Origin of the sequence: Marinospirillum alkalitolerans (assembly GCF_045055655.1) — a bacterium.
Lineage (GTDB): Bacteria > Pseudomonadota > Gammaproteobacteria > Pseudomonadales > Halomonadaceae > Marinospirillum > Marinospirillum alkalitolerans.
Window position 1 is genome coordinate 122,436 of the sequence record NZ_JBANFI010000002.1, and the last position, 22,354, is coordinate 144,789.

Annotated in this window: 16 protein-coding genes; 8 read left to right on the top strand and 8 right to left on the bottom strand. The window is 53.5% G+C overall.

The genetic code is table 11. The features are described from left to right. Nucleotides 1-50: 50 nt before the first annotated feature. Both V6U78_RS03535 and V6U78_RS03540 read right to left on the bottom strand, forming a co-directional pair. Nucleotides 51-1,280, bottom strand: a complete 1,230-nt coding sequence (locus V6U78_RS03535; protein ID WP_405337267.1) for a ribonucleotide-diphosphate reductase subunit beta — start codon at nt 1,278-1,280, stop codon at nt 51-53. A 129-nt stretch (nt 1,281-1,409) separates the two neighbouring features. Continuing rightward, nucleotides 1,410-4,334, bottom strand: coding sequence for a ribonucleoside-diphosphate reductase subunit alpha (locus V6U78_RS03540; protein WP_405337269.1), 2,925 nt, complete (start codon nt 4,332-4,334; stop codon nt 1,410-1,412). Nucleotides 4,335-4,712: 378 nt separating this feature from the next. Here V6U78_RS03540 and trmL point away from each other — a divergent pair, with 378 nt between their 5' ends. Both trmL and rep read left to right on the top strand, forming a co-directional pair. Continuing rightward, the gene (trmL, locus tag V6U78_RS03545; protein WP_405337271.1) at nt 4,713-5,201 is read left to right on the top strand and encodes a tRNA (uridine(34)/cytosine(34)/5-carboxymethylaminomethyluridine(34)-2'-O)-methyltransferase TrmL; all 489 of its coding nucleotides are present in this window, start codon (nt 4,713-4,715) and stop codon (nt 5,199-5,201) included. A 47-nt stretch (nt 5,202-5,248) separates the two neighbouring features. Then, nucleotides 5,249-7,291 carry a DNA helicase Rep gene (gene rep, locus V6U78_RS03550; protein WP_405337273.1) on the top strand — a complete coding sequence of 681 codons (2,043 nt, stop codon included), beginning with the start codon at nt 5,249-5,251 and terminating at the stop codon, nt 7,289-7,291. Nucleotides 7,292-7,431: 140 nt separating this feature from the next. Here the strand turns inward: rep and V6U78_RS03555 are convergent, their stop codons facing one another. Further along, nucleotides 7,432-7,884: a c-type cytochrome gene (locus V6U78_RS03555; protein WP_405337275.1), complete on the bottom strand. Its 453-nt coding sequence runs from the start codon at nt 7,882-7,884 to the stop codon at nt 7,432-7,434. Nucleotides 7,885-8,293: 409 nt separating this feature from the next. On the opposite strand from V6U78_RS03555, the gene V6U78_RS03560 reads away from it, so the two are divergent. After that, nucleotides 8,294-10,159 carry a methyl-accepting chemotaxis protein gene (locus V6U78_RS03560; protein ID WP_405337277.1) on the top strand — a complete coding sequence of 622 codons (1,866 nt, stop codon included), beginning with the start codon at nt 8,294-8,296 and terminating at the stop codon, nt 10,157-10,159. A 150-nt stretch (nt 10,160-10,309) separates the two neighbouring features. Next, nucleotides 10,310-10,885, top strand: a complete 576-nt coding sequence (locus V6U78_RS03565) for a hypothetical protein (RefSeq protein ID WP_405337279.1) — start codon at nt 10,310-10,312, stop codon at nt 10,883-10,885. A gap of 195 nt (nt 10,886-11,080) precedes the next feature. Here the strand turns inward: V6U78_RS03565 and V6U78_RS03570 are convergent, their stop codons facing one another. The 4 genes from V6U78_RS03570 to V6U78_RS03585 form a co-directional block, all read right to left on the bottom strand. After that, on the bottom strand, nt 11,081-12,085 hold the full coding sequence (locus V6U78_RS03570; RefSeq protein WP_405337281.1) for an extracellular catalytic domain type 2 short-chain-length polyhydroxyalkanoate depolymerase: 1,005 nt from the start codon (nt 12,083-12,085) through the stop codon (nt 11,081-11,083). 55 nt (nt 12,086-12,140) lie between these two features. Beyond that, nucleotides 12,141-13,376 (bottom strand): radical SAM family heme chaperone HemW, encoded by a 1,236-nt coding sequence (gene hemW, locus V6U78_RS03575; protein ID WP_405337283.1) that lies wholly within the window; start codon nt 13,374-13,376, stop codon nt 12,141-12,143. Between the two features lie 7 nt (nt 13,377-13,383). Then, the gene (gene rdgB / locus V6U78_RS03580; RefSeq protein ID WP_405337285.1) at nt 13,384-13,992 is read right to left on the bottom strand and encodes an RdgB/HAM1 family non-canonical purine NTP pyrophosphatase; all 609 of its coding nucleotides are present in this window, start codon (nt 13,990-13,992) and stop codon (nt 13,384-13,386) included. Nucleotides 13,993-14,068: 76 nt separating this feature from the next. After that, the gene (locus V6U78_RS03585) at nt 14,069-14,536 is read right to left on the bottom strand and encodes a DUF4426 domain-containing protein (protein WP_405337287.1); all 468 of its coding nucleotides are present in this window, start codon (nt 14,534-14,536) and stop codon (nt 14,069-14,071) included. Nucleotides 14,537-14,756: 220 nt separating this feature from the next. Here V6U78_RS03585 and phoB point away from each other — a divergent pair, with 220 nt between their 5' ends. Next, on the top strand, nt 14,757-15,446 hold the full coding sequence (phoB, locus tag V6U78_RS03590; protein WP_405337289.1) for a phosphate regulon transcriptional regulator PhoB: 690 nt from the start codon (nt 14,757-14,759) through the stop codon (nt 15,444-15,446). A gap of 14 nt (nt 15,447-15,460) precedes the next feature. Continuing rightward, entirely contained in the window at nt 15,461-16,747 is a 1,287-nt protein-coding gene (phoR, locus tag V6U78_RS03595) for a phosphate regulon sensor histidine kinase PhoR (protein ID WP_405337291.1), read from the top strand. Here the strand turns inward: phoR and V6U78_RS03600 are convergent. Beyond that, on the bottom strand, nt 16,744-17,559 hold the full coding sequence (locus tag V6U78_RS03600; protein ID WP_405337293.1) for a response regulator: 816 nt from the start codon (nt 17,557-17,559) through the stop codon (nt 16,744-16,746). The genes phoR and V6U78_RS03600 overlap by 4 nt on opposite strands. A gap of 229 nt (nt 17,560-17,788) precedes the next feature. On the opposite strand from V6U78_RS03600, the gene V6U78_RS03605 reads away from it, so the two are divergent. Both V6U78_RS03605 and V6U78_RS03610 read left to right on the top strand, forming a co-directional pair. Continuing rightward, nucleotides 17,789-19,420 (top strand): methyl-accepting chemotaxis protein, encoded by a 1,632-nt coding sequence (locus tag V6U78_RS03605; RefSeq protein ID WP_405337295.1) that lies wholly within the window; start codon nt 17,789-17,791, stop codon nt 19,418-19,420. Between the two features lie 229 nt (nt 19,421-19,649). Beyond that, nucleotides 19,650-22,352 carry a PAS domain-containing protein gene (locus V6U78_RS03610; RefSeq protein WP_405337297.1) on the top strand — a complete coding sequence of 901 codons (2,703 nt, stop codon included), beginning with the start codon at nt 19,650-19,652 and terminating at the stop codon, nt 22,350-22,352. The last annotated feature ends 2 nt before the right edge of the window (nt 22,353-22,354 follow it).

Genomic DNA, 22,354 nt, shown 5'->3' on the forward strand with positions numbered 1-22,354 from the left:
AGCCTGATCCCAAGCTGGCTTCACAGTGTGATCAAGAGCGCTTTGGGGGCTTAATCCCAGCTCAGCGCGCCCCCCACCTGATACTCAGTGACGCGGGTTTCAAAGAAGTTTTTCTCTTTGCGCAGGTCAATGATTTCAGACATCCATGGGAAGGGGTTGGTCGCACCTGGGAACTGCTCTTTCAGGCCGATCTGGGCCAGACGGCGGTTACAGATAAAGTGCAGATATTCTTCCATAATACCGGCATTCATACCCAATACACCCCGCGGCATCGTATCGCGCGCATAGTTGATCTCCAGCTGAGTGCCTTCAAGAATCATCTGGGTGATTTCATCCTGGAACTCTGGGGTCCACAGGTGGGGGTTCTCGATCTTGATCTGGTTGATCATATCGATACCAAAATTCAGGTGCATCGATTCATCGCGCAGAATGTATTGGAACTGCTCAGCCACACCGGTCATTTTATTACGACGACCCATCGACAGGATCTGGCTAAAGCCGCAATAGAAGAAGATCCCCTCAGTGACCACGTAGAAGGCGATCATATTGCGCAGCAGCTCTTGATCTGTCTCTGGCGTACCTGTCTGGAAGGTGGGCACCGAGATCGACTGGGTGTGCTTCAAGCTCCAAGCAGATTTAGCCGCGACCGAGGGCACTTCACGGTACATATTGAAGACTTCGCCTTCATCCATGCCCAAGGACTCAACACAGTACTGGTAAGCATGGGTGTGAATCGCTTCTTCAAAAGCCTGACGCAGCAGATACTGACGGCACTCAGGGTTGGTAATCAAACGATAGATCGCCAACACCAGGTTATTCGCGACCAGAGAATCGGCCGTCGAGAAATAACCCAGCGAGCGCATGACGATCAGGCGTTCGTCTTCGGTCAGGCCATCCTGGCTTTTCCACAGCGCGATATCTGCCGTCATGTTGATTTCTTGTGGCATCCAGTGGTTGGCTGTGCCATCTAAGTACTTCTGCCAAGCCCATTCATACTTAAAGGGCACCAGCTGGTTTAAATCAGCACGGCAGTTGATCATGCGCTTGTCATCGACCTCAATGCGCTGAGCGCCCATTTCGAGCTCTTCAAGACCGGCGGCGACATCGAGTTTTTCGAGCGCTTCACTGGCGCGCTGGTGTAGCTCGCCCTGTGGCTTGGCCTGATAGGTGCTTTTAGCAACAGGCGCTTCTGCAGTGACAGGTGCAGCCGTTTTGCTCTGAGGTGCCGCAGCAGGTGCCGCGACGGGGGTCTCTTCTTCGTATTCATCCCAACTTAACATGGCTTGGACTCCATCTGCTGTATTCAGTCTATTCAAATAAAATGATCCTGCCCTCAACTGGCGCGAGCGCTGATGAGGGCGAGGATCAGAGGTTGATCGCGACCAGCTTAAAAGAGCCGCACGCTGGTTTTATTGACACGCCTCACAACCTAGCTCATCCAGTTCCGCCGCCTGAGGCGCACGCTGCGCGCTATGGCCTTTGAGGAAGTCATCGACCCCCTTAGGTGCAGCAGAGACAGGCGCTTTCGGCGCTGTTTCCTGCGGCGCTTGGGGCGCGGATTGGTTAGAAACCGCATTCAAGGTACCGCGATCCACGGTTGATTTTTCAACTGAGGTCGCGCCCAGTGCACGCAGGTAATAGGTGGTTTTCAGGCCACGATACCAAGCCATGCGATAGGTGACATCAAGCTTCTTGCCAGAGACACCCTTGATATAGAGGTTCAGCGATTGCGCTTGGTCGATCCACTTCTGGCGACGCGATGCGGCATCCACTAACCATTTTGGTTCGATTTCAAAAGCCGTGGCATAGCGCTGGCGAATCTCTTCTGGAATCCGCTCAATCGGCTGCAAGGAACCATCGTAGTATTTGATATCGTTGACCATCACCTCATCCCACAGATCCAGTGCTTTTAAATCCTGCACCATGTAGGGGTTGATCACGGTGAACTCACCAGACAGGTTCGACTTCACAAAGAGGTTTTGATAGGTCGGCTCAATCGATTGCGACACGCCACAGATATTGGAAATGGTCGCCGTGGGGGCAATCGCCATGACATTGGAGTTACGCATCCCTTGCTGCTGGACTTTAGCGCGCAGACGGACCCAGTCTTGAGTCGAGGAGCGATCCACCTCGATAAACTGCTCACCACGCTCTGCCACCAGGCGCTCAATCGAATCGATAGGCAGGACACCTTGGCTCCACAAGGAACCAGCGTAGGTTTCATAGCTGCCACGCTCAGCGGCCAGATCAGAAGAAGCTTCAATCGCAAAATAGCTCACCAGCTCCATCGAGCGATCAGCAAACTCCACACCCGCATCTGAGGCATAGGCAATACCCAGCTTATAAAGTGCATCCTGAAAGCCCATAATGCCCAGCCCAACGGGGCGGTGTTTCAAATTCGAGTTGCGTGCCTGAGGAACGGCGTAGTAGTTGATATCGATGACATTATCGAGCATCCGTACTGCGACCTTGACGCTGCGCTGTAATTTCTCAACATCCAGCTCACCTTGGGCATTGATATGACGCACTAGGTTAATCGAGCCAAGATTACAAACAGCGATTTCATCCGCGCTGGTGTTCAGCGTGATTTCTGTGCACAGGTTCGAAGAGTGCACCACACCCACATGCTGCTGAGGTGAGCGCAGGTTGCAAGGATCTTTAAAGGTGATCCAGGGATGGCCGGTTTCAAACAGCATTGAGAGCATCTTGCGCCACAAATCAGCGGCTTTAATACGCTTGAACAGCTTGATCTCGCCTGCTTGCGCCTGCGCCTCATAAGCCTCATAGGCTTCTTTAAACGCCAGACCATACAGATCGTGCAAATCAGGCACATCATTGGGTGAGAAGAGGGTCCATTCTTTATCCTCAAAGACACGCTGCATAAAGAGATCCGGTACCCAGTTCGCCGTGTTCATATCATGGGTACGACGACGATCATCACCGGTGTTTTTACGCAGCTCAAGGAACTCTTCAATATCCAAGTGCCAGGTTTCGAGATACGCACAGACTGCGCCCTTGCGCTTACCGCCTTGGTTCACTGCCACGGCCGTATCATTGACCACTTTCAGGAAGGGCACTACACCTTGGCTCTTACCATTGGTGCCTTTGATGCGTGAACCCATCGCGCGAATTGGCGTCCAGTCATTACCTAGACCACCCGCCCATTTAGAGAGCATGGCGTTATCGTGGATCGCGTTATAGATCGCATCCAGATCATCCGGTACGGTGGTGAGATAGCAGCTCGAAAGCTGGCTGCGTACTGTGCCTGAGTTAAACAGAGTCGGGGTCGACGCCATATAATCAAACGCTGACAGCAGTTGATAGAACTCGATAGCGCGCGCTTCGCGGTCATCCTCATTTAATGCCAAGCCCATCGCCACACGCATAAACATCACCTGCGGCAACTCATAGCGTACATCTTCATGATGCAGGAAATAGCGATCATAGAGGGTTTGCAGGCCGAGGTAGGTAAACTGATTATCGGCTTCTGGATTCAGCGCCGCACCCAGACGCTCCAGATCAAACTCGGCTAAACGTGGGTCGAGCTGACCAAATGCGATCCCCTTGGCCACATAGGCTTCAAAAGCTTGAGGATAGAAGGCGTGCATCTCCTGCTGAGTGGCTTCATCAGCAATCTTCAGGAAAGACAGTGCCTCACGGCGCAGGTTATCGAGCAGTAGGCGTGCGGTCACAAAGGTGTAGTCTGGCTCTTTTTCAACCAGCGTTCGTGCAGTCATCATCAGCGCGGTCGCAACTCCATCGACAGGAACACCGTCATAGAGGTTTTTCAGTGAGTCGTCGACGATCTTCTTCGCACTGACGCGCTCCAAACCCACACAGGCCTCTTGCACCAGCGTCTCGATGCGACCCAGATCCAGCGGACGGCGCTGACCATCAAGATGGGTGACGGTAATCGTGGGGTGGGGTTTGGCAATACCCTGCTGTTGCGCTGCACGCAAACGCGCGTGTTCTTCACGATACAGAACATAGGCCCGCGCCACCTTCTGCTCGCCAGCACGCATTAACGCCAGTTCAACCTGATCCTGGATATCTTCGATATGCAGCGTGCCGCCTTCTGGAGTCCGACGAACAAAGGCATCCACAATCTGCTGGGTCAGCTGCTCAACCAGATCACGCATCCGGCTTGAAGCTTCAGCGCCCTCCCCTTCCACAGCGATATAGGCTTTACGCATCGCCAGTGAAATCTTCTTCGCATCAAAGGCGGCCAGTTCACCATTGCGCTTAATCACGCGCAACTGTCCAGGCGCAGTGGTATGCAAAGCGTCTTGGTCTTGGCTGGCCACCGCCAGATTCTCGCTTGTTACAGGGGTCATATCGATTGAACTCTCTAGACAAAGGGACTTGACGAAAGGTGTCACTTAAACAAAAAAGACCCCATATATAGGGGGTACTTGAATTTAGGGCCACAAGATAGTGTGGATTCGACCTTTTGGCAAGTGAGCAACCTGTGGACAAGATGTGGGGGAAAAAGAGGTGTATCGGCAAAGCATGATCAGACCTAGCTTTGCTCTGTTTACAGCCTTTCATGAAAAAATATCATTGGCTTTGGGAAGACGATAAAACAATTTTTCTAGACAACAGGCCACCCTAGATCTTCTCTAGACAAACGACCCCAAAGCTGAAAAGCGCATCGCCGCTTCCTGATGAGAGAACTGCTATACTAGGCCTTCTTCAATTCAGGCCGAGATCGCATGCCCCATATCGCACTTTATCAACCCGAGATTCCACCCAACACCGGCAATATCATGCGCCTGTGCGCCAACACCGGTTTTCATCTCCATCTGGTCGAACCCTTGGGATTTGTGCTGGACGATAAGCGCCTGCGCCGTGCTGGTCTGGACTATCGCGAGTGGGCCAATATCACTCTCCATGCTCACCTTGATGCCCTGATCGAGAGCGTTCAACCGCGCCGCGTGCTGGCACTGACGACCAAGGGAGCACAGCCCTATCATCAAGTCAGCTACCACCCAGATGATCTGTTGATTTTTGGCCCAGAAACACGCGGCCTGCCACAGGAGTTTATCACGCAGTTGCCGCACGAACAGCGCATCCGCATTCCGATGTTGCCAGAAAGCCGCAGCATGAACCTCTCTAATGCCTGTACGCTGCTTGTCTATGAAGCCTGGCGTCAACAGGGGTTTCCTGGCGCCCAGCTAACGGGGCAGCTCAATCCAAGCTGAGCCACTGAGTCGCCAAGCCGTTGTTCGCTACCCTCTGAGTTCAATCCATGGAAAAAATTCTTGCTCGCTTAAACGATCGCCAACGTGCCGCTGTGGAACAGGTCAGCAGCCCTCTGCTCGTGCTGGCGGGGGCCGGCTCTGGCAAAACCAGCGTGATTACCAGCAAAATTGCTTATCTGGTACGTGAGAAAAAAATGGCGGCACGTCATATCTGCGCGGTCACCTTCACCAATAAAGCGGCCAAGGAGATGCGTGAGCGGGTCAACCAGCTGCTCAGCCGTGAAGAAGCCAAGGGGCTGATTGTCTCAACCTTCCACTCACTGGGATTGGAGATCATTCGTAAAGAAGCCCGCCATTTGGACTACAAGTCTGGCTTTTCCCTCTTCGATACCGAAGATGCTAAGGCGTTGATTCGCGACTTGATGCACAAGGACGCCCAGGTGGATGCAGAGATCATCCAGCAGGTGCAGCACGCCATCTCCCAGTGGAAGAATGATCTGATCGAGCCCGAAGAAGCCGCCGAGCTGCATCAAGATGAGCCGTCTTATCGCCTCGCAGCAGAGGTTTATGCTGCTTACAATCGCCACTTAAAGGCCTACAACGCGGTCGATTTCGATGATTTAATTCGCCTGCCAGTTCTGCTATTCCAGCAGCAACCCGAGCGCCTTGAGCACTGGCAGCATCGTTTGCACTATTTGCTGGTCGATGAATATCAAGATACCAATGCCAGCCAGTATCGCCTCGTCAAGCAGCTCACCCATCTGCGTCAGACTTTTACTGTGGTTGGTGATGATGATCAGTCGATCTATGCCTGGCGCGGAGCACGGCCTGAAAACCTCGCCCAGCTCAGCGATGACTTTCCGCATCTGAAGATTATCAAGCTTGAACAGAACTACCGCTCAACCGGCCGTATTCTCAAGGCCGCCAACCAGCTGATTGCGCACAACCCTCATTTGCACGAAAAGAGTCTCTGGAGCCAGCTGGGTTTTGGCGATCCGATTCGTGTCATTCAATGCGCGAATGAGGAGGCTGAAGCCGAACGCATTGCCGCCGAAATCATGACGCGCAAACTCAAGCAGCAGGCGCAATGGAAGGATTTTGCCGTTCTGTATCGCGGCAACTTTCAATCGCGTCTGCTTGAGATCAAGCTGCAAGCCTTTCAAATTCCCTACAAGATTAGTGGCGGCACCAGCTTTTTTGCGCGCAATGAAATCAAGGACATCATGGCCTACCTGCGCCTGCTGATTAACCCAGCAGATGACAACGCCTTCTTGCGCATCATCAACCTTCCACGACGCGAGATAGGCCCCAGCATCCTCGAAAAACTGGCGAACTACGCCAAGGGGCGTGGCGTCAGCCTTTTTGCAGCCTGTCATGAACTGGGATTAGAAAGCCAGCTCAAACCCCAGCAGCTAGAGCGCTTGCGCCGCTTTACCCAATGGATAGATGGCATTATGCAGCGCTGTGAGCAGGAAGACCCACTGGCGGCCATCGGCGAAATGATCCGCGATATGGATTACGAGGCTTGGCTCTATCAAAATGCCAGCAGCCCCAAGATCGCCGAACGCCGCTACGCCAATGTGTGGATTCTGATTGAGTCTTTACAGACCACCCTGCAAAGAATGCAGGAAGATGATCCCAGCCTGGGCATCAAGGAGGCCATCGCCCGTTTGGTGCTGCGTGATCTGCTGGAACAGCAGCAGGAAGAAGAAGAGGTTGATAAAGTCCAACTCCTGACCCTGCATGCCTCCAAGGGATTGGAGTTCCCGCAAGTCTTTTTAATGGGTATGGAAGAAGACCTGCTCCCGCATCGCAACAGCATAGAAACGGGGCAGATCGAAGAAGAAAGGCGTTTAGCCTATGTCGGCCTGACCCGCGCCCAGCAGCAGCTAACGCTCACCCTCGCCAAGCAGCGCAAAACCTATGGGGAAATGCTGAACTGCACCCCGAGTCGTTTTTTAGATGAGCTGCCGCAAGAAGACCTGCAATGGGAAGGGCTAAAAAATACAGCTGAAGAAAGCCTTGAAGCTCAGCAGGCCCGCAAAAAAGATCGTATCGCGATGCTGCAAGCCATGCTCGGCAACTCTTGATTTTTCGAGCGAGTGATTTCACTCGCCAGCTGGATTTGCTCCTGCCAATAACCCAACAAAAAGCCCCGAGTGAATCAGTATCACTTGGGGCTTTTACTACAGCACAAACCTGAAAGCTCTATTCTGCCGCTCAGATCTGTTTAGCGGCTGGCATCAACCAGGTAATCCACTGCTGCTTTGACTTCATCATCGGACAGATTTGGGTTGCCGCCACGCGCAGGCATCACACCACTGTTACCAATAAAACCATCGATCGAATGTGCATAGAGGGTATCCATGCCTTGCGCCAAGCGATCAGCCCAGGCCGCGACATCGCCCTTCATCGGCGCACCAGCAGCGCCTGTGGTATGACAGGCCATACAAATGCTGTTGTAGACATCTGAACCAGAGCGCGCACCCGCGCTGGCAACAGGAGCTGGCGCTGGCGCACCACCACAATCCATACCCTGCAGGCAGAGTTCACCGACAGGACGCAGACGCTCTGCGATTTCTTCTGCGGTGCCTGTTCTTGCTTGAGCCTGTAAAGCAACCAGACCACCCAAACCCAGGATTGCGGCCATAGCCAGCATGCGACGCGTTGTTTTGTGTTCCACTCTCACCACCTCTTTATCTGGTTACAGGCCAACCGGAAAATCGAGCTTCGCCGGGGGCAGCCTGATCAATTATTTTTAACATCAAAAATCGGGTTCGCAGATTATACCCAACAACGCAAGGCTCGGTCACTAGCTAGCAAGCCCAGCCACGACTTATTCACTAGAGATTCAGCTTATACCGCCTCAAATGCGGCTGATGCACTGCCAAGCAACCGCTGATCCAAGACAACCCCAAAAAAACATAAATTAGTCATATTTTTTTCTTCACATCATTTTACAAACCCAACCAGGAGTCCTACACTTTTCGTACACTAACCACTTTGGAAAGAGGTTGAAGACACACTCCTCTGCTCGCACACTCTACGGGAAGGTTCCGTGTGGCATCGTTCTTTATAAGAGAGCAGCATCTATGAAACTGACTTTTCAAAATAAACTCCTTGTCTCTATGGCACTGCTGATGCTGACCTCCCTCACGCTCCTGGGCTTACTGTCCGGCAATCTGCTGAAGCGTGAAGTGAATCAGGCCATCACCAGTGAAGTCGAAAACAATCTTCACCTCACCCTCAGCCAGGCGCAATCCTGGGCTGAAAGTAAAGCTGATCTGGTGCGTGCAGCCGCTCAGCAGCTTTCCAACACCAGCCACAGCTGGACTGAACCCTTAACGCTGGTTCGTCGCGGTGGCGGGTTTGATCTGGCGTATATAGGTTCTGAGCAAGGAGAGATGGTCCAGTCTCAGCCCCCAATTACCCTGCCTGACAACTACGACCCGCGTACCCGCCCTTGGTATCAGCAGGCTGTGGCCGAGCGCCGCCTGATTTTTACGCCGCTTTATAATGATGCCGGTAGCGGCGAACTGGTCATGTCGATTGCAATGCCGCTACAAGTGAATCCGCGACATATTATCGCGGTTGACCTCAGTGTTGGGCGCATTGTTGAGGAGCTACTTGATAACAGCCTTCGCTGGTCATCAGAAATCTGGCTACTCAATCAGCAACAACAGGTGGTCGCGCACCCGCAAGGGCGCTATTTACAAACCAATGGACTCGAGCAGTTAGGGCTCACTCGCTTTCCCCAGCCGGGGGAAATGCTACGCGTCAACTACCAGAATCGAGAGTGGATTGTTGCCAGTGCCAAAATTGATGATCTTGGCTGGCATTTTCTACTGCTGGTTGATGCCGCTGAAGCCGAGGCCGGCCTGAGCAGCCTGGCATGGCGCGTCACCCTCTTCTCTGCTTTCATTATTCTGGCAGGCAGCTTGGCACTCTTAGCGCTGATTCGCCTTCAGCTGCAACCTCTGCTCAGACTCACAGAAGCCCTAGAAAACATTGCAGAAGGTGATGCTGATTTGACCCGCCGCCTGACCGCCAATCCACATGATGAATTTGGTCGTATGAGCCAAGCTTTTAACCGCTTTACCGAGCGACTGCAAAAGCTGATCGCGCAGGTCGCCCAAACCACACACGATATCCATCAGGATGCCGATATCAGCACAGCCCAAGTCACGCAAAACCTGGACTACCTGAGCCAGCAACAGAAAGAGATTGCCCAGCTGGCCAGCGCGGTCAGTGAAATGTCCCAAGCGACTGATGAGATTGCGCGCAATGCCGAGAACACCGCAGCACGCGCGGGTGAGGCAGCTCAACTCACTGGGGAAGGGCTTGCTTTGGTTAAATCAAATCGTGATGCCAATACCCATCTGGCCGACCAGCTTTCGCAGGGCGTTGCCGCGCTGAATCAAGTCGATGAACAGGTGCAGGAAATCACGGGCATACTGGTCACCATTCAAGGTGTCGCAGAACAGACCAACCTGCTCGCCCTGAATGCAGCCATCGAGGCCGCACGCGCTGGTGATCATGGCCGTGGCTTCGCGGTGGTTGCCGACGAAGTGCGCTCTTTATCTCAGCGCACCCATGCCGCAACAGAAGAAATCCGTGAAATGATCAGTGCACTGCAGGTCGCCAGCTCGGATGCCGTCAAACGCATGCAGGCCTGCCATGTGCAAGCAGGCGAAAGCGTTAAAGGCAGCGAACAGGCCGCGCAAAGACTGGAAAGCATTAACGAGTCGACCAACCAGATCAGTGATATGGCCTCACAAATCGCGAGCGCCGTTGAAGAACAAAATGCAGTCAACACTGAAATCAATGGCAATGCCGAGAGTATTCGCCATGTTTCTGATGAGCTGAGCCACCAGGCTGATGCTTCTCAACAGCGCACCCAGGAACTGCGCCAAAGAGTCACAGGTCTCAGCGAGCTTATCGGTAAATTTAAGGTATAAGTCGTTCAGTCCTGAGCCCCTGCACCACCTCAAGCTGTGCACTGGATTGAGGTGGTGTCTTCGTGCTGGGTGAGCAGCCTTTAATGAGAGCGCACAAGCTGCGCTTTTTTGGTTATGATGCCTAGCAACTGAAGATCAAGAGAGTTGCTTATGCTACGCGCTTCTGAGCCTAACCCGATTCGAAAAAGAGTCTACCCCCTGCCTTTATTTGTTGCGCTGACACTGGCTGGTATTCTCGCAATTCTGCTTTATTTGGGTGAGCATCTTGGTCAGCAGGCGATTGATGCGCGCTGGTATCCAGCCGAAGCCTGTCAGTTGCCGACAGAGACCTGTTATACCCATTTTGGCCAGCAACGGCGGCTCAGCTTGCGCCTGCTGACAGAGCAGCCCCTCCCTCTTGAGCCTCTACCCCTTGAGGTGCAGCTAGAAGGCTGGTCTGCAGCTGAGCAAGCCCAGCTGATCATGGAAGTCGACCTGCAAGGCCGGGATATGTATATGGGTTACAACCGCACCCAATTACACCATCAAGGCGAAGGGCTTTTTAGCGGCGTTCCGCGCTTAAGCTTGTGTACCGATGAAGTGATGGTGTGGCGGGCCAGCGTGCTAATTTATCCAGAGGGTGATTTAGAAGCCCAGCCACTGGCGACCTATTTTGATTTTGTGGTGGATCAACGCTTATTTCGTTCAGGATCGCCCGCCGCCTCGACTGTCGCCGCTGATTCCTGAGCGCGCTCTTTCTTGAGGTCATTACGTCTTAAAGCGAGCGTTTCTTGAAGTCAGTGCTTTTTGTTATGCGTAATAACGTAATTTACATACAAAAAAGCTCAGTCGATCCAGCCAATACAGTCGACCGATCCACTGAGCTGTTTTTTTAGGTCAGATCGACCCATGAGAGCCAGGCAGGCTCAGCACTCAAGCTGATCAATGATGCTCGGCCTGCGCCGCTTGCCAAAGACGCTGCAAGGCCCGAATTTGCCGCCCAGTGCGCGTATCGTAATCACGCGATTCTAAACCCCACCAATCCCAGCAGGCCTTGGGGTTGGCTGTGCGGCTACGCGCTTGAGGGAAGAGCACCACCAGCTGATGTGCTTCAGCCGCTTCAAGATAGCCGCTTTGCTCAATAAATGCTAACTCCACCTGTTCAGCGGCCTGATCACAACCATGCAAGACCATCAAGAGGCCGCAGGATTGAGGATCAGCGCGGCAAGAGACTGGCTGATAATAGTAGCCTTGATCAGCCAAACCTCGACTGTCTTCAAAAAAAGGCCGCTGATCAAAAGACTGCACGCTGGCGGTCAGTTCTGAGGCACTACGCGGAGCGCCATCCAGATGCGCTAGGCTCACAGCCGCACCTGCAAAGCCACAAGCATTCACGTAAGGAGCAGCAGAGGCGGCGCAGGCCACACCAGTCGACTCGGTTGGCAGACCATGTCCGGCCTGAGGCTGCTGATGCACCAGCAGCTGATCACCGACCAGCTGTTGATAGGTTGCCTGCAGGGCTTCACCAACACGCGGATGCACAACCCGATCACCCAGACCGTGATAGAGGAAAACACGATCACCAGCCAAGGCCTGTGGATCACCCAAATTTCCTGCAGCGGCTTCTTCTTCGATCAGCGCCAGACTGGATGCAGCCTGAGGCGCACCTCGCTGGATAAACATGCAACGCTGCAAGGCATCCACTAATCCGCCGCGCGCACATCCATAAGGGCCAGCCGCAAAGATCGCCACACCCTGCACCTGCTCCGGCCACGCCAGATGGAGCTGGTGCGCCATATAGCCTCCAGAAGACAGACCAGCAAGATAGAGACGCTCTGGGTTGGTACCCAGTTCAGGTAAGGCCGGTGCAGCCTCTTGATTTGCAGAGCACCCCGCCAGCGCTACCATCAGCCCCGCGATCAAGCCAGCTTTGAATTTCCGTTGCATTATTGTCACTCCTGATCACCTATCCACCGAGACCCCCTGTGGATAAGTTAGTGGATTAATCTTGAAAAAAGGGTTCAAGAACTGTGTTTAAAAAGCGCCAGCCCAGAGGAGAACAGGCCAGACGTTCAGGGTCTGTGGTCCAGAGTTCACGCGCTCGTAATGCGTCTAAAATCGGTGACAGATCCTGAGCGGAAAGACCCGTTCGCGCCTGATAGAGCGCTGCGGGCACCCCCTCAGCTAAACGCAAGGCATTGAGCATAAATTCGATGGGGCGTTGTGCCGCACTGAGCTGCTCTGTTCCAGCTAAAAAGCCCTGCTCATCCTTAGCTAGTATTGTGGATAAGTTATTTGACGACTGATGGCGAGCCAAATAGGCCTCGGGCTGACGCGTCTTCCAACGGCGCTCAATCATCAGCCCACCAGCGGCTTGATCATCCCAGCGACTCAGCTTGCCATGAGCACCCGCACCCAGCCCAAGGTAATCCCCAAAAGTCCAGTAGTTCAGATTATGGCGCGCCTGCTGCCCTGGCTTTGCGTAGGCAGAAACCTCATAGTGCTGATAGCCTGCTTCAAGAATCAGCGCCTGCCCAGCATCTTGAATCTCCACCAGAATATCTTCTTCAGGCAGCACGGGCGGCTGGCGATAAAAAACAGTGTTCGGCTCCAAGGTGAGCTGATACCAAGAAAGATGACTGGGTGCCAGGGACAAGGCCGTGCGTAAATCATCCAAAGCGCCCTCTGGACTCTGCTCAGGCAAACCATGCATCAAATCGATATTCACTCGATCAAAACCCGCCTGATGGGCCGCGGCAATCGCCTCATAGGCTTGAGCGCTCGAATGGACTCGACCAAGCAGCGCCAGCTGGCGCTGTTGAAAACTCTGTACACCGATGGACAAACGATTAATGCCTGCCGCTCGATAGCCCTCAAAGCGCGCCTGCTCAACACTGCTGGGATTGGCTTCCAGCGTCACCTCACAATCTGCATCAAAAGTCAGCTGACGCTCTAGCCCATCAAAAAGCCGCGCATAGCCAGCAGGCGACATCAAGCTGGGAGTGCCACCACCAAAGAACACCGACATGACAGGACGTTCAATCAACTCCGGCCAGGCACGCAGATCCGCGGCTAAATCAGCCAAGAGTGCCGCCACATAATTGGCCTCCAACTCGGCGCTGAGGCTTGGCAAGCCTGAGGTATTGGTTTTGAGCTGATGGGAGTTAAAGTCACAGTAGGGGCACTTGCGCACACACCAAGGCAGATGAATATAAAGAGAGAGCGGTGGCAAGTGCATCAGCTGGTTATCCCTCACGCTTGTGCAACTCCGACAGGAGTGCTTGCAGCGCACGACCACGATGCGATAAGCGGTTCTTTTCTGCTGCACTCAGTTCAGCGGCGGTCATCTGTAAATCAGGCAACCAAAAGAGCGGGTCATAGCCAAAGCCGCCGGTGCCTTGGGGTGCCGTCAGAATCCGCCCTGACCAGCTTTGCTGCACAATGATCGGCGTTGGGTCCTCAGCATGACGCATCAACACCAGCACACACCAATAGCGCGCTGTGCGTTGGGCTTCAGGATAAGCCGCCAGACGCTCCAATAGCAGCGCATTGTTCTGTGCATCCTGCGCACCAGGACCAGCAAAGCGCGCGGAATAAATCCCCGGTGCGCCCTTCAGGGCATCCACCTCTAAACCTGAATCATCGGCCAGCGCCGCACAACCACTGAGCTGGGCAGCATGACGTGCTTTAATCAATGCATTTTCCACAAAGGTGAGGCCAGTTTCATCGGCATCAGGGATAGAAAAATCCGCCTGTGGACGCACCTGCCAACCTAGAGGCTGCAGAATCTGGCTAAACTCAGCCAACTTGCCAGCATTACCACTGGCCAAAACAAGAGTTGCATTCTTTTGCATGGGGATCTCATCAACAAGAAATCAATCAATAAAATAACGCCGCATCTCTTCATTGAGCGGCGAAGAAAAAAACTGATTAATCAATATATAAACGCCGCAAAAACTGCAGGCGCTGTGCAGGCTGGCCATTGGCATAGTGCACCATCAAATCAAAGCGCAGGGGTTCATCATGCTGATAGCGAAAGCTGGCCACTGCGGCACTATAGCCTTCCTGTCCTGCCTGGACGTTGCGAAAATTCAAGCTGGAGAGCTGACCGGCCAGCGTGGAAGCATGACCAGAAACCCGCGCCTGCACTGGCTCACGCTGCCCATCAGCTCGCTCACGCACCACAGAGACTCGCATCAGGCCCACACCGCGACTACGTGTAATCTGATAGGCCTGAGCAATATGCGGCTCTAGAAAGGGAGTCGGCATCACATCGTAATAGATCACATACTCACCCACACGCTCCACATTGGTGTTCTGTGCCCACACGGATGCGCTGAGTAGCCATAAAGCACCAGCCATCACAACAGGGGCCAGGTTGAACAAGCGCGAGATCATGGTTTTTCTCCTCTGAAAGAGTGCCTGTTGTGCGTCGACGTGGGCGCGAAAGGCGCTGAGGCAACGAATGACACCTTCTGGGCACTTTTATTGTGAATCAATGAACAAATGGCGACATTTTCTGGTTATGCTGTCATCTTAGTGTCATTTATTCAGGTTGTAATACGCATGCAATCAAATCTGCCATCACTTTGGCAGCCACAGATGACGAGATGCCAGTATGAGCCAAAAAAAGATTCTGATCGTTGATGATGAAGCCCCTATCCGCGAAATGCTCGCTGTGGCGCTTGAAATGGCCGATTTTGACTATTTAGAAGCGGCCAATGCCCAAGAAGCCCATAGTTTGATCGTGGATCACCATCCAGACCTCATTCTACTCGATTGGATGATGCCCGGCACCAGCGGTATTGAGCTGTCGCGTCGCCTGAAAAGAGAACCGACGACCGCTGAAATCCCGATCATGATGCTCACGGCACGCAGTGAAGAGGATAACAAAATTCAAGGCCTAGAAGCAGGCGCAGATGATTACATCACCAAACCCTTCTCACCGCGTGAGCTGGTTGCCCGCATCAAGGCCGTATTACGACGCAGCACACCCGCTGGCGTCGAAGACCCAGTCGAAGTGAATGGGCTGCGCCTTGATCCGATCAGCCATCGCGTGACCTCTCATGGCCAGCCATTGGAAGTCGGCCCTACCGAGTTTCGTCTGCTGCAATTTTTCATGACCCACCAAGAGCGCGCCTATACGCGTAGCCAGCTGCTCGATCAGGTTTGGGGCGGCAATGTCTATGTCGAAGAGCGCACAGTCGATGTGCATATTCGTCGTTTGCGCAAAGCGCTAGGCAGCGAGCATGATGTGCTGATCCAAACTGTACGCGGTACTGGCTATCGCTTTTCAACGCAAATCTAGCAGTGCGCTCTCTCTTGACTCATGAACTGAAACGCACTGGCGGCTGGTTACTGGCGGCCGGTCTGCTGGGCTGGGCGCTCGGCCATCTCTGGCTGGCACTGTGTCTGACACTGGCAGCCTTACTCTGCCAGCATCTCTGGTCGCTGAGTCGCTTGATGCGCTGGTTGGCTTCACCCGAGGCAGAACCGCCCGAGGCCAGCGGTCTGTGGGGGCAGGTGCTGGATCGCCTTTATCATCAGCAGCGCTTACAGCAGGCTCAGCAGCAAGAACTGCGTGAGCTTTTGGATCGCATTCAGGATTCAGGTCAGGCCTTGCGTGATGGCGTCGTGATGCTGGATAAGGCTGGGGATCTGGAATGGTGGAATCAGGCTGCTGAGCAGCTACTGGGGCTCAGCCAACCCAGTGATCTTGGGCAGCCCATTACCCACCTGGTGCGTGAACCCCGTTTTATTGATTACTTTGAGCAGCAGCATTATCAGGAGCCACTGGTGATCCGCTCTCCTTTGGCCGATGATCGGACGCTGGAGTTTCATATTACGCTTTTTGGTGCCAATGAGCGCCTGCTGTTGGTCAGAGACTTTACCAGAATGCAGCGTCTTGAACGCATGCGGCAAGATTTTATCGCCAATGTCTCGCATGAGCTACGCACCCCCCTGACGGTTTTATCTGGCTATCTCGAAACCTTCAGCGATCATTTGCATGATCTTGCTCCTAAATGGCAGCGCGGCCTGAAGCTGATGGGCCAGCAGGCCAAACGGATGGAAAACCTGGTCGAAGATCTGCTGATGCTGTCGCGCCTTGAAACAACTGAGGTCGAATACGAGCAGGAACCCTTACAGCTACGGCCTCTGCTGGAGAGTATTCGCACTGATGCCCTGGCACTCTCAGAGCAGCAGCACCCGATTCAGCTGCATCTCCTCAGCGATCGACCTTTATATGGCTCTGAAAAGGAGCTGCGTAGCGCCTTCTCTAATCTGGTCTTCAACGCCGTCAAATACACCCCAGCGGGCACCAGCATCGAGATCTATTGGGAAGACGATGAGCAGGGAGGAGGGCAGCTGATCGTGCAAGATCATGGGCCTGGCATTGAAGCGCGCCATTTAGCGCGTTTAACAGAAAGGTTTTATCGTGTTGATCCAGGGCGCTCCACCAGCACTGGCGGAACAGGGCTTGGGCTGGCCATCGTCAAGCATGTTTTACTACGCCACGGTGCCCAGCTGACCATCGAGAGCCGACCCGGTGAAGGCAGCCGCTTCTGCTGCCATTTCCCGGCCCAGCGCATCGCTGGCTTGCTGGATTAACCCTGAGGCGCATTCAGCAGTTGATCAAACTTCTGTGCTGTTTCTGGGTCCTGCTTTAAAAAGACCGCTTTCACCAGCTGCTGTTCACTGCGTGGCGTACGTTCCGCCAATTGCTGACTGAGCACAAAAGCGCGCACACTCACCTTCAACGGCGCATCTTCTGTGCCCCCCATCAATCCAAGCAACACCGGCTGGCCAAGCTGCAAGCTGGCCTCGCGTGTCACTTGCAGGGTGATTTCACGCGGGTTCACGTCCTTCACCTGCATCGGATACTTCTGCTCAGCATTCAGCAGCAGCAAGCCCTTCTCACGCGGGCCCTTCTTGACCGTGACCGGCTTAGCCGCCAAACCACCGGCCAAAAGCTCAGCGCCACCGGCCGAGGCGATGCGATCCTTGCGCCCGAGGGAGTTCACCTCAGCCTGAGTCAGCTTGCCTGATCGGACCAGCTCTTTCATGATCTTGCTAATCAGCTGCTCAGCGGAAAAAGGCTTGGTGACATAGTTGTTCACACCAGCCTGCAAGGCTTCGACGACGTTTTCTTTTTGATCAAGGCTGGTGACCATAATAAAAGACTGATCCTGCATGTCTTCATTGGATCGAATCCATTTGAGCAGCTCTAAACCGCTCATTTCAGGCATTTCCCAGTCACACAAAATCAGATCAAAACTTTGATTCTTTAAAATACTTTGCGCACGACGCCCATTGTCTGCCTCCTGGATCTCAAACTCAGGATATTCAGCACGCAGCGTTTTTTGCACGAGATCACGGATAAACTTGGCATCATCTACAACAAGTAAACGGATTTTCTTCATTGGACTGCCTTTTTCTGAATGCTGGCACCATCAATGAACCGGCTCAATATCTAAGGAGCAGCGGCATCAATCAAAGACGACCTCACACAAATTCTACTGCATTCGGTCGATGAAAGGCAGACTTGATCTGTTGTGTGTTGATCTCGGCCCGCCTGTCAGCAAAATGTCATTTCTTTTTAGCATACTTCTGCCATGTCTTTGATTCACCTATTCATTACATAGGCTTAATATGCTGAAAAACCTTCGTTTGTCCACTCGCTTGTTCCTTATTGGTGCCATCCCGATGAGTGGATTACTGCTGGTCTTGCTCCTATCCTATTCAGCCTCAGCGCAAAAGGATCGGCTCTTTGAACGCCTTTACCAGGATAACTTAATTTATCTGTCTGATATTTTGGTGACCCAACGCCTGCTGGAGCAAACAGCGCTCGAATCCATCCGGCGTAATCGCACTGGCTGGAGTAGCAATCAAGCTACGCAGGAGGAGGTCAACACCCACCTTGCGCGAGCAGAGGAGCATTGGCAACACTTTGTTCAGCACCAAACCACGGAACGCGATGAGATTCAAACAGCTCAGGCGGCATTAGAGCAGGTTCTGGCGCTCTATCAACGCTGGATCGAACCCCTTGGGAGTGACGCCCTGACAGTGCGGGTACTCAATGAATCCACAGTGAATCATGAGATCCAGTCCACCATCCATCCGCTGGGCACAGCTCTTGAAGCCGTGATTCGTAGCCAGTTGGATCTGGCCGCTGAAGTCAGTGACGAAGCCAGCCATCTCACCGAACAAATGCTCTGGCTCTACAGTGTTGGCGGCAGTCTGCTGGTGCTCTTTTCACTCTTGCTCGCTTGGCGTATCCAGCATTCGATTCAACGCCCACTCAAGCAGCTGCGCCAAGTCATGGTGCGCGTTGCCACTGAATCCGACCTGACTCAACGCTGTGAGCTGCAAGGCCAGAACGAAATCAGCGAGGCGGCCAATGCCTTTAACCAGATGCTGGTGCACTTTCATGCGTTGATTCAAGGCATCAACCAGCAGGCCAATCGCTTGAAAAAACACGCTTCCAGAATGCAGGACATCAGCCAACTGGTCAGTGAAAGTAGCGCCCATCAATCCGAACAGGCAGAAGCCATGGCCTCTGCGCTAGAGCAGATCTCAGGCAATATTCAGGCAGTGGCAGAGAATACGCGCCATGCCGTCGATCTGGCGCAGGAATCCGATGATTTGAGTCAGGCAGGCGTCAACACGCTGAAAAAGGGGGTAGATGCCACACAAGAACTGGCCCAACTGGTGACCCAAGCGGATCAGATCATTGCCGGCCTACATCAGGAATCGACACAGATCGCGCAGGTCTTGGGCGTCATTCAAAATATTGCCGAACAAACCAATTTACTGGCACTGAATGCGGCTATTGAAGCTGCCCGTGCAGGCGATGCAGGGCGTGGCTTTGCTGTGGTCGCTGATGAAGTGCGCAGCCTATCCAGTAACACCTCTGAAGCCACACATCAAATTCATCGCAAGCTCACCGATCTGCAAAACCAAGCGGATGCAGCAGTAAAGGCGATGAAAAAAGCGCAGCAGTGCGCCACACAGAGCGTTGTGCAGGCCGACCACTCAGATCAAGCCCTGAAAAAAATCAGTCACTCGGTACAGCATATTGCCCAGGTCAACGCCGAGATCGCTCAAGCTACCGCCGAGCAAAATCTGGCAACAGAACAAACCAGCCTTGGCGTGACGCAGCTGAATCAACAAGTGATGAGTTTGAACCAGCAAGCACAAGAAGCCAGTCAACTGAGCGAACACCTTGCCGAACTGGCGGTGCAGCTGCGCACCCAAGTCCGTCAGTTTAAAGTCGAATTTTAAGCAGGCTGCTCTGATCGGCCAAGGAAGGCCCATCGCATCCCCCTCTTCGCCACTGCCCCCACTCGCCTCACCCCTCTCCCCCCCCACTTGCTGACTTCACCAAGATTAAAGAGTGACTTATAGAGCCAAAAATTTATAATGAAAAGAGCAGCTCACCATCTACCGATGGCAATTTTTATTTGGTCTTCTTGCTGCTTAAAATCGAAGGCCATCTGCTCAGGAGCCCAGTATGCAGGAGGCCCATGCTTCTTCTTCCATCAGTGCGCTGAATGCTCTTCAGCAAGCTCTGCCTGAGCTTGATCCTCTGCATCAACTAGCGATCCATTTTCCCGGTACGCTCTATATTTACCAACTTTTTCCCGATGGCCGCAGCTGCTTTCCTTTTTCGACATCTGGCATTGAGGCCATCTATGGCTGGCCGAGCGATCAGCTGATCCAGGATGCCAGCCCGGTGTTTGATCGGCTGCACCCTGAGGATCTCGCTCAGGTGAGTAGCAGCATCAGTCGATCAGCACAGCAGTTGAGTCTTTGGGAAGCCGAATATCGTGTCCTGCACCCGCAAAGAGGCGAACGCTGGATTCAAGGGCGAGCCACACCCCAGCGGCTTGAAGATGGCTCGGTGCTCTGGCATGGCTATCTCTACGACATCACCGAGACCAAGCATCAAGCCTTGGCGCTGGAGCAGGCACAAACTCGCATTCAGCTGGCGATGGAAGCCTCAGACACCGGCCTATGGCAGTGGGACTTGCAGCAGGACCAATTACACTGGTCGGATGAGGCGTTTACCCAACTGGGCTATGCTCCTCAGGCTTTTCCTCTGACACTGCGCCGTTTCCTCAAACTGATGCATCCTGAAGACAAGCCGCATAGCATCAAACTGATCCAACAGCACACGCGCCAGCAGCAGGCTTTTAGCGTGGAGTTTCGTTTAAGGCGCGCAGATCAAAGCTGGCTTTGGGTGCAATGTCGCGGCAAGGTGCTCCAGTATGATCAAGATCAACGGCCGAGCTTGATGATGGGAACACATACCAATATCAGCCATTTGAAGCAGATTCAGGCCGAGCTCGAACAGGCGCGCCAGCTTGCTGAGCAAGCCAATCTGGCCAAATCCAGTTTTCTCGCCAATATGAGCCATGAAATTCGCACACCCATGAATGGGATTCTTGGGCTCAGCCAAATCAGTACCAATGAAGATGATCCCCACACCCTGCGCCAACGCCTGGCCCAGATCGATCAGGAAGGTCGCCAACTGCTGGGGCTGCTGAATGATATTCTCGATTTATCGCGCATTGAGGCAGGTAAACTCCAAATAGAAGCCGTGCCCTTTTCTCTGGCTCAGTTGATCGATGGCCTGTACAGTCTTTATCTACGTCTAGCGCAGGATAAAAACATTCATTTTGATCTCCAGCTCGATACGGATCTGGCCGAGGTTTATCAAAGCGATCCACTGCGCCTCAAGCAGGTGCTGGGCAATCTGCTCAGTAATGCGATTAAATTCACCCAAGAAGGCAGTGTCAACCTTAGCGTGCAGATCACCCGCCATCAACGCCATCAAGGGCGCGACCTTCATCAGCTTCACTTTTGTGTTGAAGACACAGGCATCGGCATCGCTTTAGAGCAGCAAACGCATCTTTTTCAGGCCTTTAGTCAGGCTTCGCAATCCACCGCGCGTCATTACGGTGGTTCGGGGCTGGGATTACTCATCAGCCAGCATCTGGTGCATTCTCTCGGTGGCGAAGGCATCCAACTAGAGAGCGCACTCGGCGCAGGGAGTCGCTTCCATTTTGTGCTGCCCTTGGTGCTCTGCCAGGCCGATGAGCAGCAGCTGATGAGTCCACCTTGCTTTGAGAACCACGCAGCACCGCTGACAGGCTGCGTCCTGCTGGTCGAGGACAATCGCATTAACCAGCAGGTTGCTCAAGTGCAATTGCAGCAACTGGGCTTGACGACCAAAATAGCAGAACACGGACAAGCGGCGCTGGATCTTTTGCAACAAGAAGAAGTCGATCTGATTTTAATGGATGTCCAGATGCCGGTGATGGATGGCTACGAAGCAACACGTCGCTTACGCGCCCAAGGCAACAAGCTCCCTATTATTGCGCTCACGGCGGCCGCGATGCCAGAAGACCAGCAGCGCGCCAAAGAAGCTGGCATGAATGGCCATCTCGCCAAACCTATCTCGGCACAGCAACTCTATCAGGCTTTAGCGCCTTATCTGGCAGTAGAGATGCCCTCAGGCTTGATCCAACTTCCTGCGCAGCAGCCTGCACTGGCTGAACCCAGCGAGCCTTCACCAGCGCACCCTCTTATCATCAATATTGAGCGGGCCAAACAGCTTTTAGCTGGAGATCTGGCGCTACATCAACGTCTGACTCAGCAGTTTATGCAAGACTTTGCGCAACGCTTTCAGCCCTTGGCTGATCAGCTGGCACAACTGCAACCCGATAGCCCCAGTGAGGCCTTGAGTGCAACCCAGCAGCTGGCTCATGCATTAAAGGGTATCGCCGGTAACCTGGCCTTTGATGCATTAGCTGCCGCCACCAGTGAATTAGATGCCTGCTTAAAGCAGGCCCAGTGCCCTAGCCACATAGCCATCGCACACTGGCAGCAACAACTGACGCTGCTTTTTGATGCCCTGACAAGAGCAGAGCCAGAGAGACAGAGCCCAGTCCAATCACAAACAACGATGCCTCTAGCACAAGAAACGGCATCTCTAGCGCACCTTCAGCAGCTGCTGGCCCAACTCCACCAGCAGCTGGTGGCACATGAAATGATTTATGAAGATCAGCTGGCCCCCTTACGTCAGATGCTGATCAGCTGGCCGCAGGCACAAACACAATGGCAGCAGCTTGAACAGCAGCTTGACCAGCTCGAACTCGATCAAGCCGCACAGACGGTCAGCCATCTTCTCGAACAACTCAAGGAAGGATAAAC

Bases quoted from the DNA above. Each gene is read 5' to 3' on its own strand.
- V6U78_RS03535 (WP_405337267.1), bottom strand. From the start codon at position 1,280: ATGTTAAGTTGGGATGAATACGAAGAAGAGACCCCCGTCGCGGCACCT.
- V6U78_RS03540 (WP_405337269.1), bottom strand. From the start codon at position 4,334: ATGACCCCTGTAACAAGCGAGAATCTGGCGGTGGCCAGCCAAGACCAA.
- trmL (WP_405337271.1), top strand. From the start codon at position 4,713: ATGCCCCATATCGCACTTTATCAACCCGAGATTCCACCCAACACCGGC.
- rep (WP_405337273.1), top strand. From the start codon at position 5,249: ATGGAAAAAATTCTTGCTCGCTTAAACGATCGCCAACGTGCCGCTGTG.
- V6U78_RS03560 (WP_405337277.1), top strand. From the start codon at position 8,294: ATGAAACTGACTTTTCAAAATAAACTCCTTGTCTCTATGGCACTGCTG.
- V6U78_RS03565 (WP_405337279.1), top strand. From the start codon at position 10,310: ATGCTACGCGCTTCTGAGCCTAACCCGATTCGAAAAAGAGTCTACCCC.
- V6U78_RS03570 (WP_405337281.1), bottom strand. From the start codon at position 12,085: ATGCAACGGAAATTCAAAGCTGGCTTGATCGCGGGGCTGATGGTAGCG.
- hemW (WP_405337283.1), bottom strand. From the start codon at position 13,376: ATGCACTTGCCACCGCTCTCTCTTTATATTCATCTGCCTTGGTGTGTG.
- rdgB (WP_405337285.1), bottom strand. From the start codon at position 13,992: ATGCAAAAGAATGCAACTCTTGTTTTGGCCAGTGGTAATGCTGGCAAG.
- V6U78_RS03585 (WP_405337287.1), bottom strand. From the start codon at position 14,536: ATGATCTCGCGCTTGTTCAACCTGGCCCCTGTTGTGATGGCTGGTGCT.
- phoB (WP_405337289.1), top strand. From the start codon at position 14,757: ATGAGCCAAAAAAAGATTCTGATCGTTGATGATGAAGCCCCTATCCGC.
- V6U78_RS03600 (WP_405337293.1), bottom strand. From the start codon at position 17,559: ATGAAGAAAATCCGTTTACTTGTTGTAGATGATGCCAAGTTTATCCGT.
- V6U78_RS03605 (WP_405337295.1), top strand. From the start codon at position 17,789: ATGCTGAAAAACCTTCGTTTGTCCACTCGCTTGTTCCTTATTGGTGCC.
- V6U78_RS03610 (WP_405337297.1), top strand. From the start codon at position 19,650: ATGCAGGAGGCCCATGCTTCTTCTTCCATCAGTGCGCTGAATGCTCTT.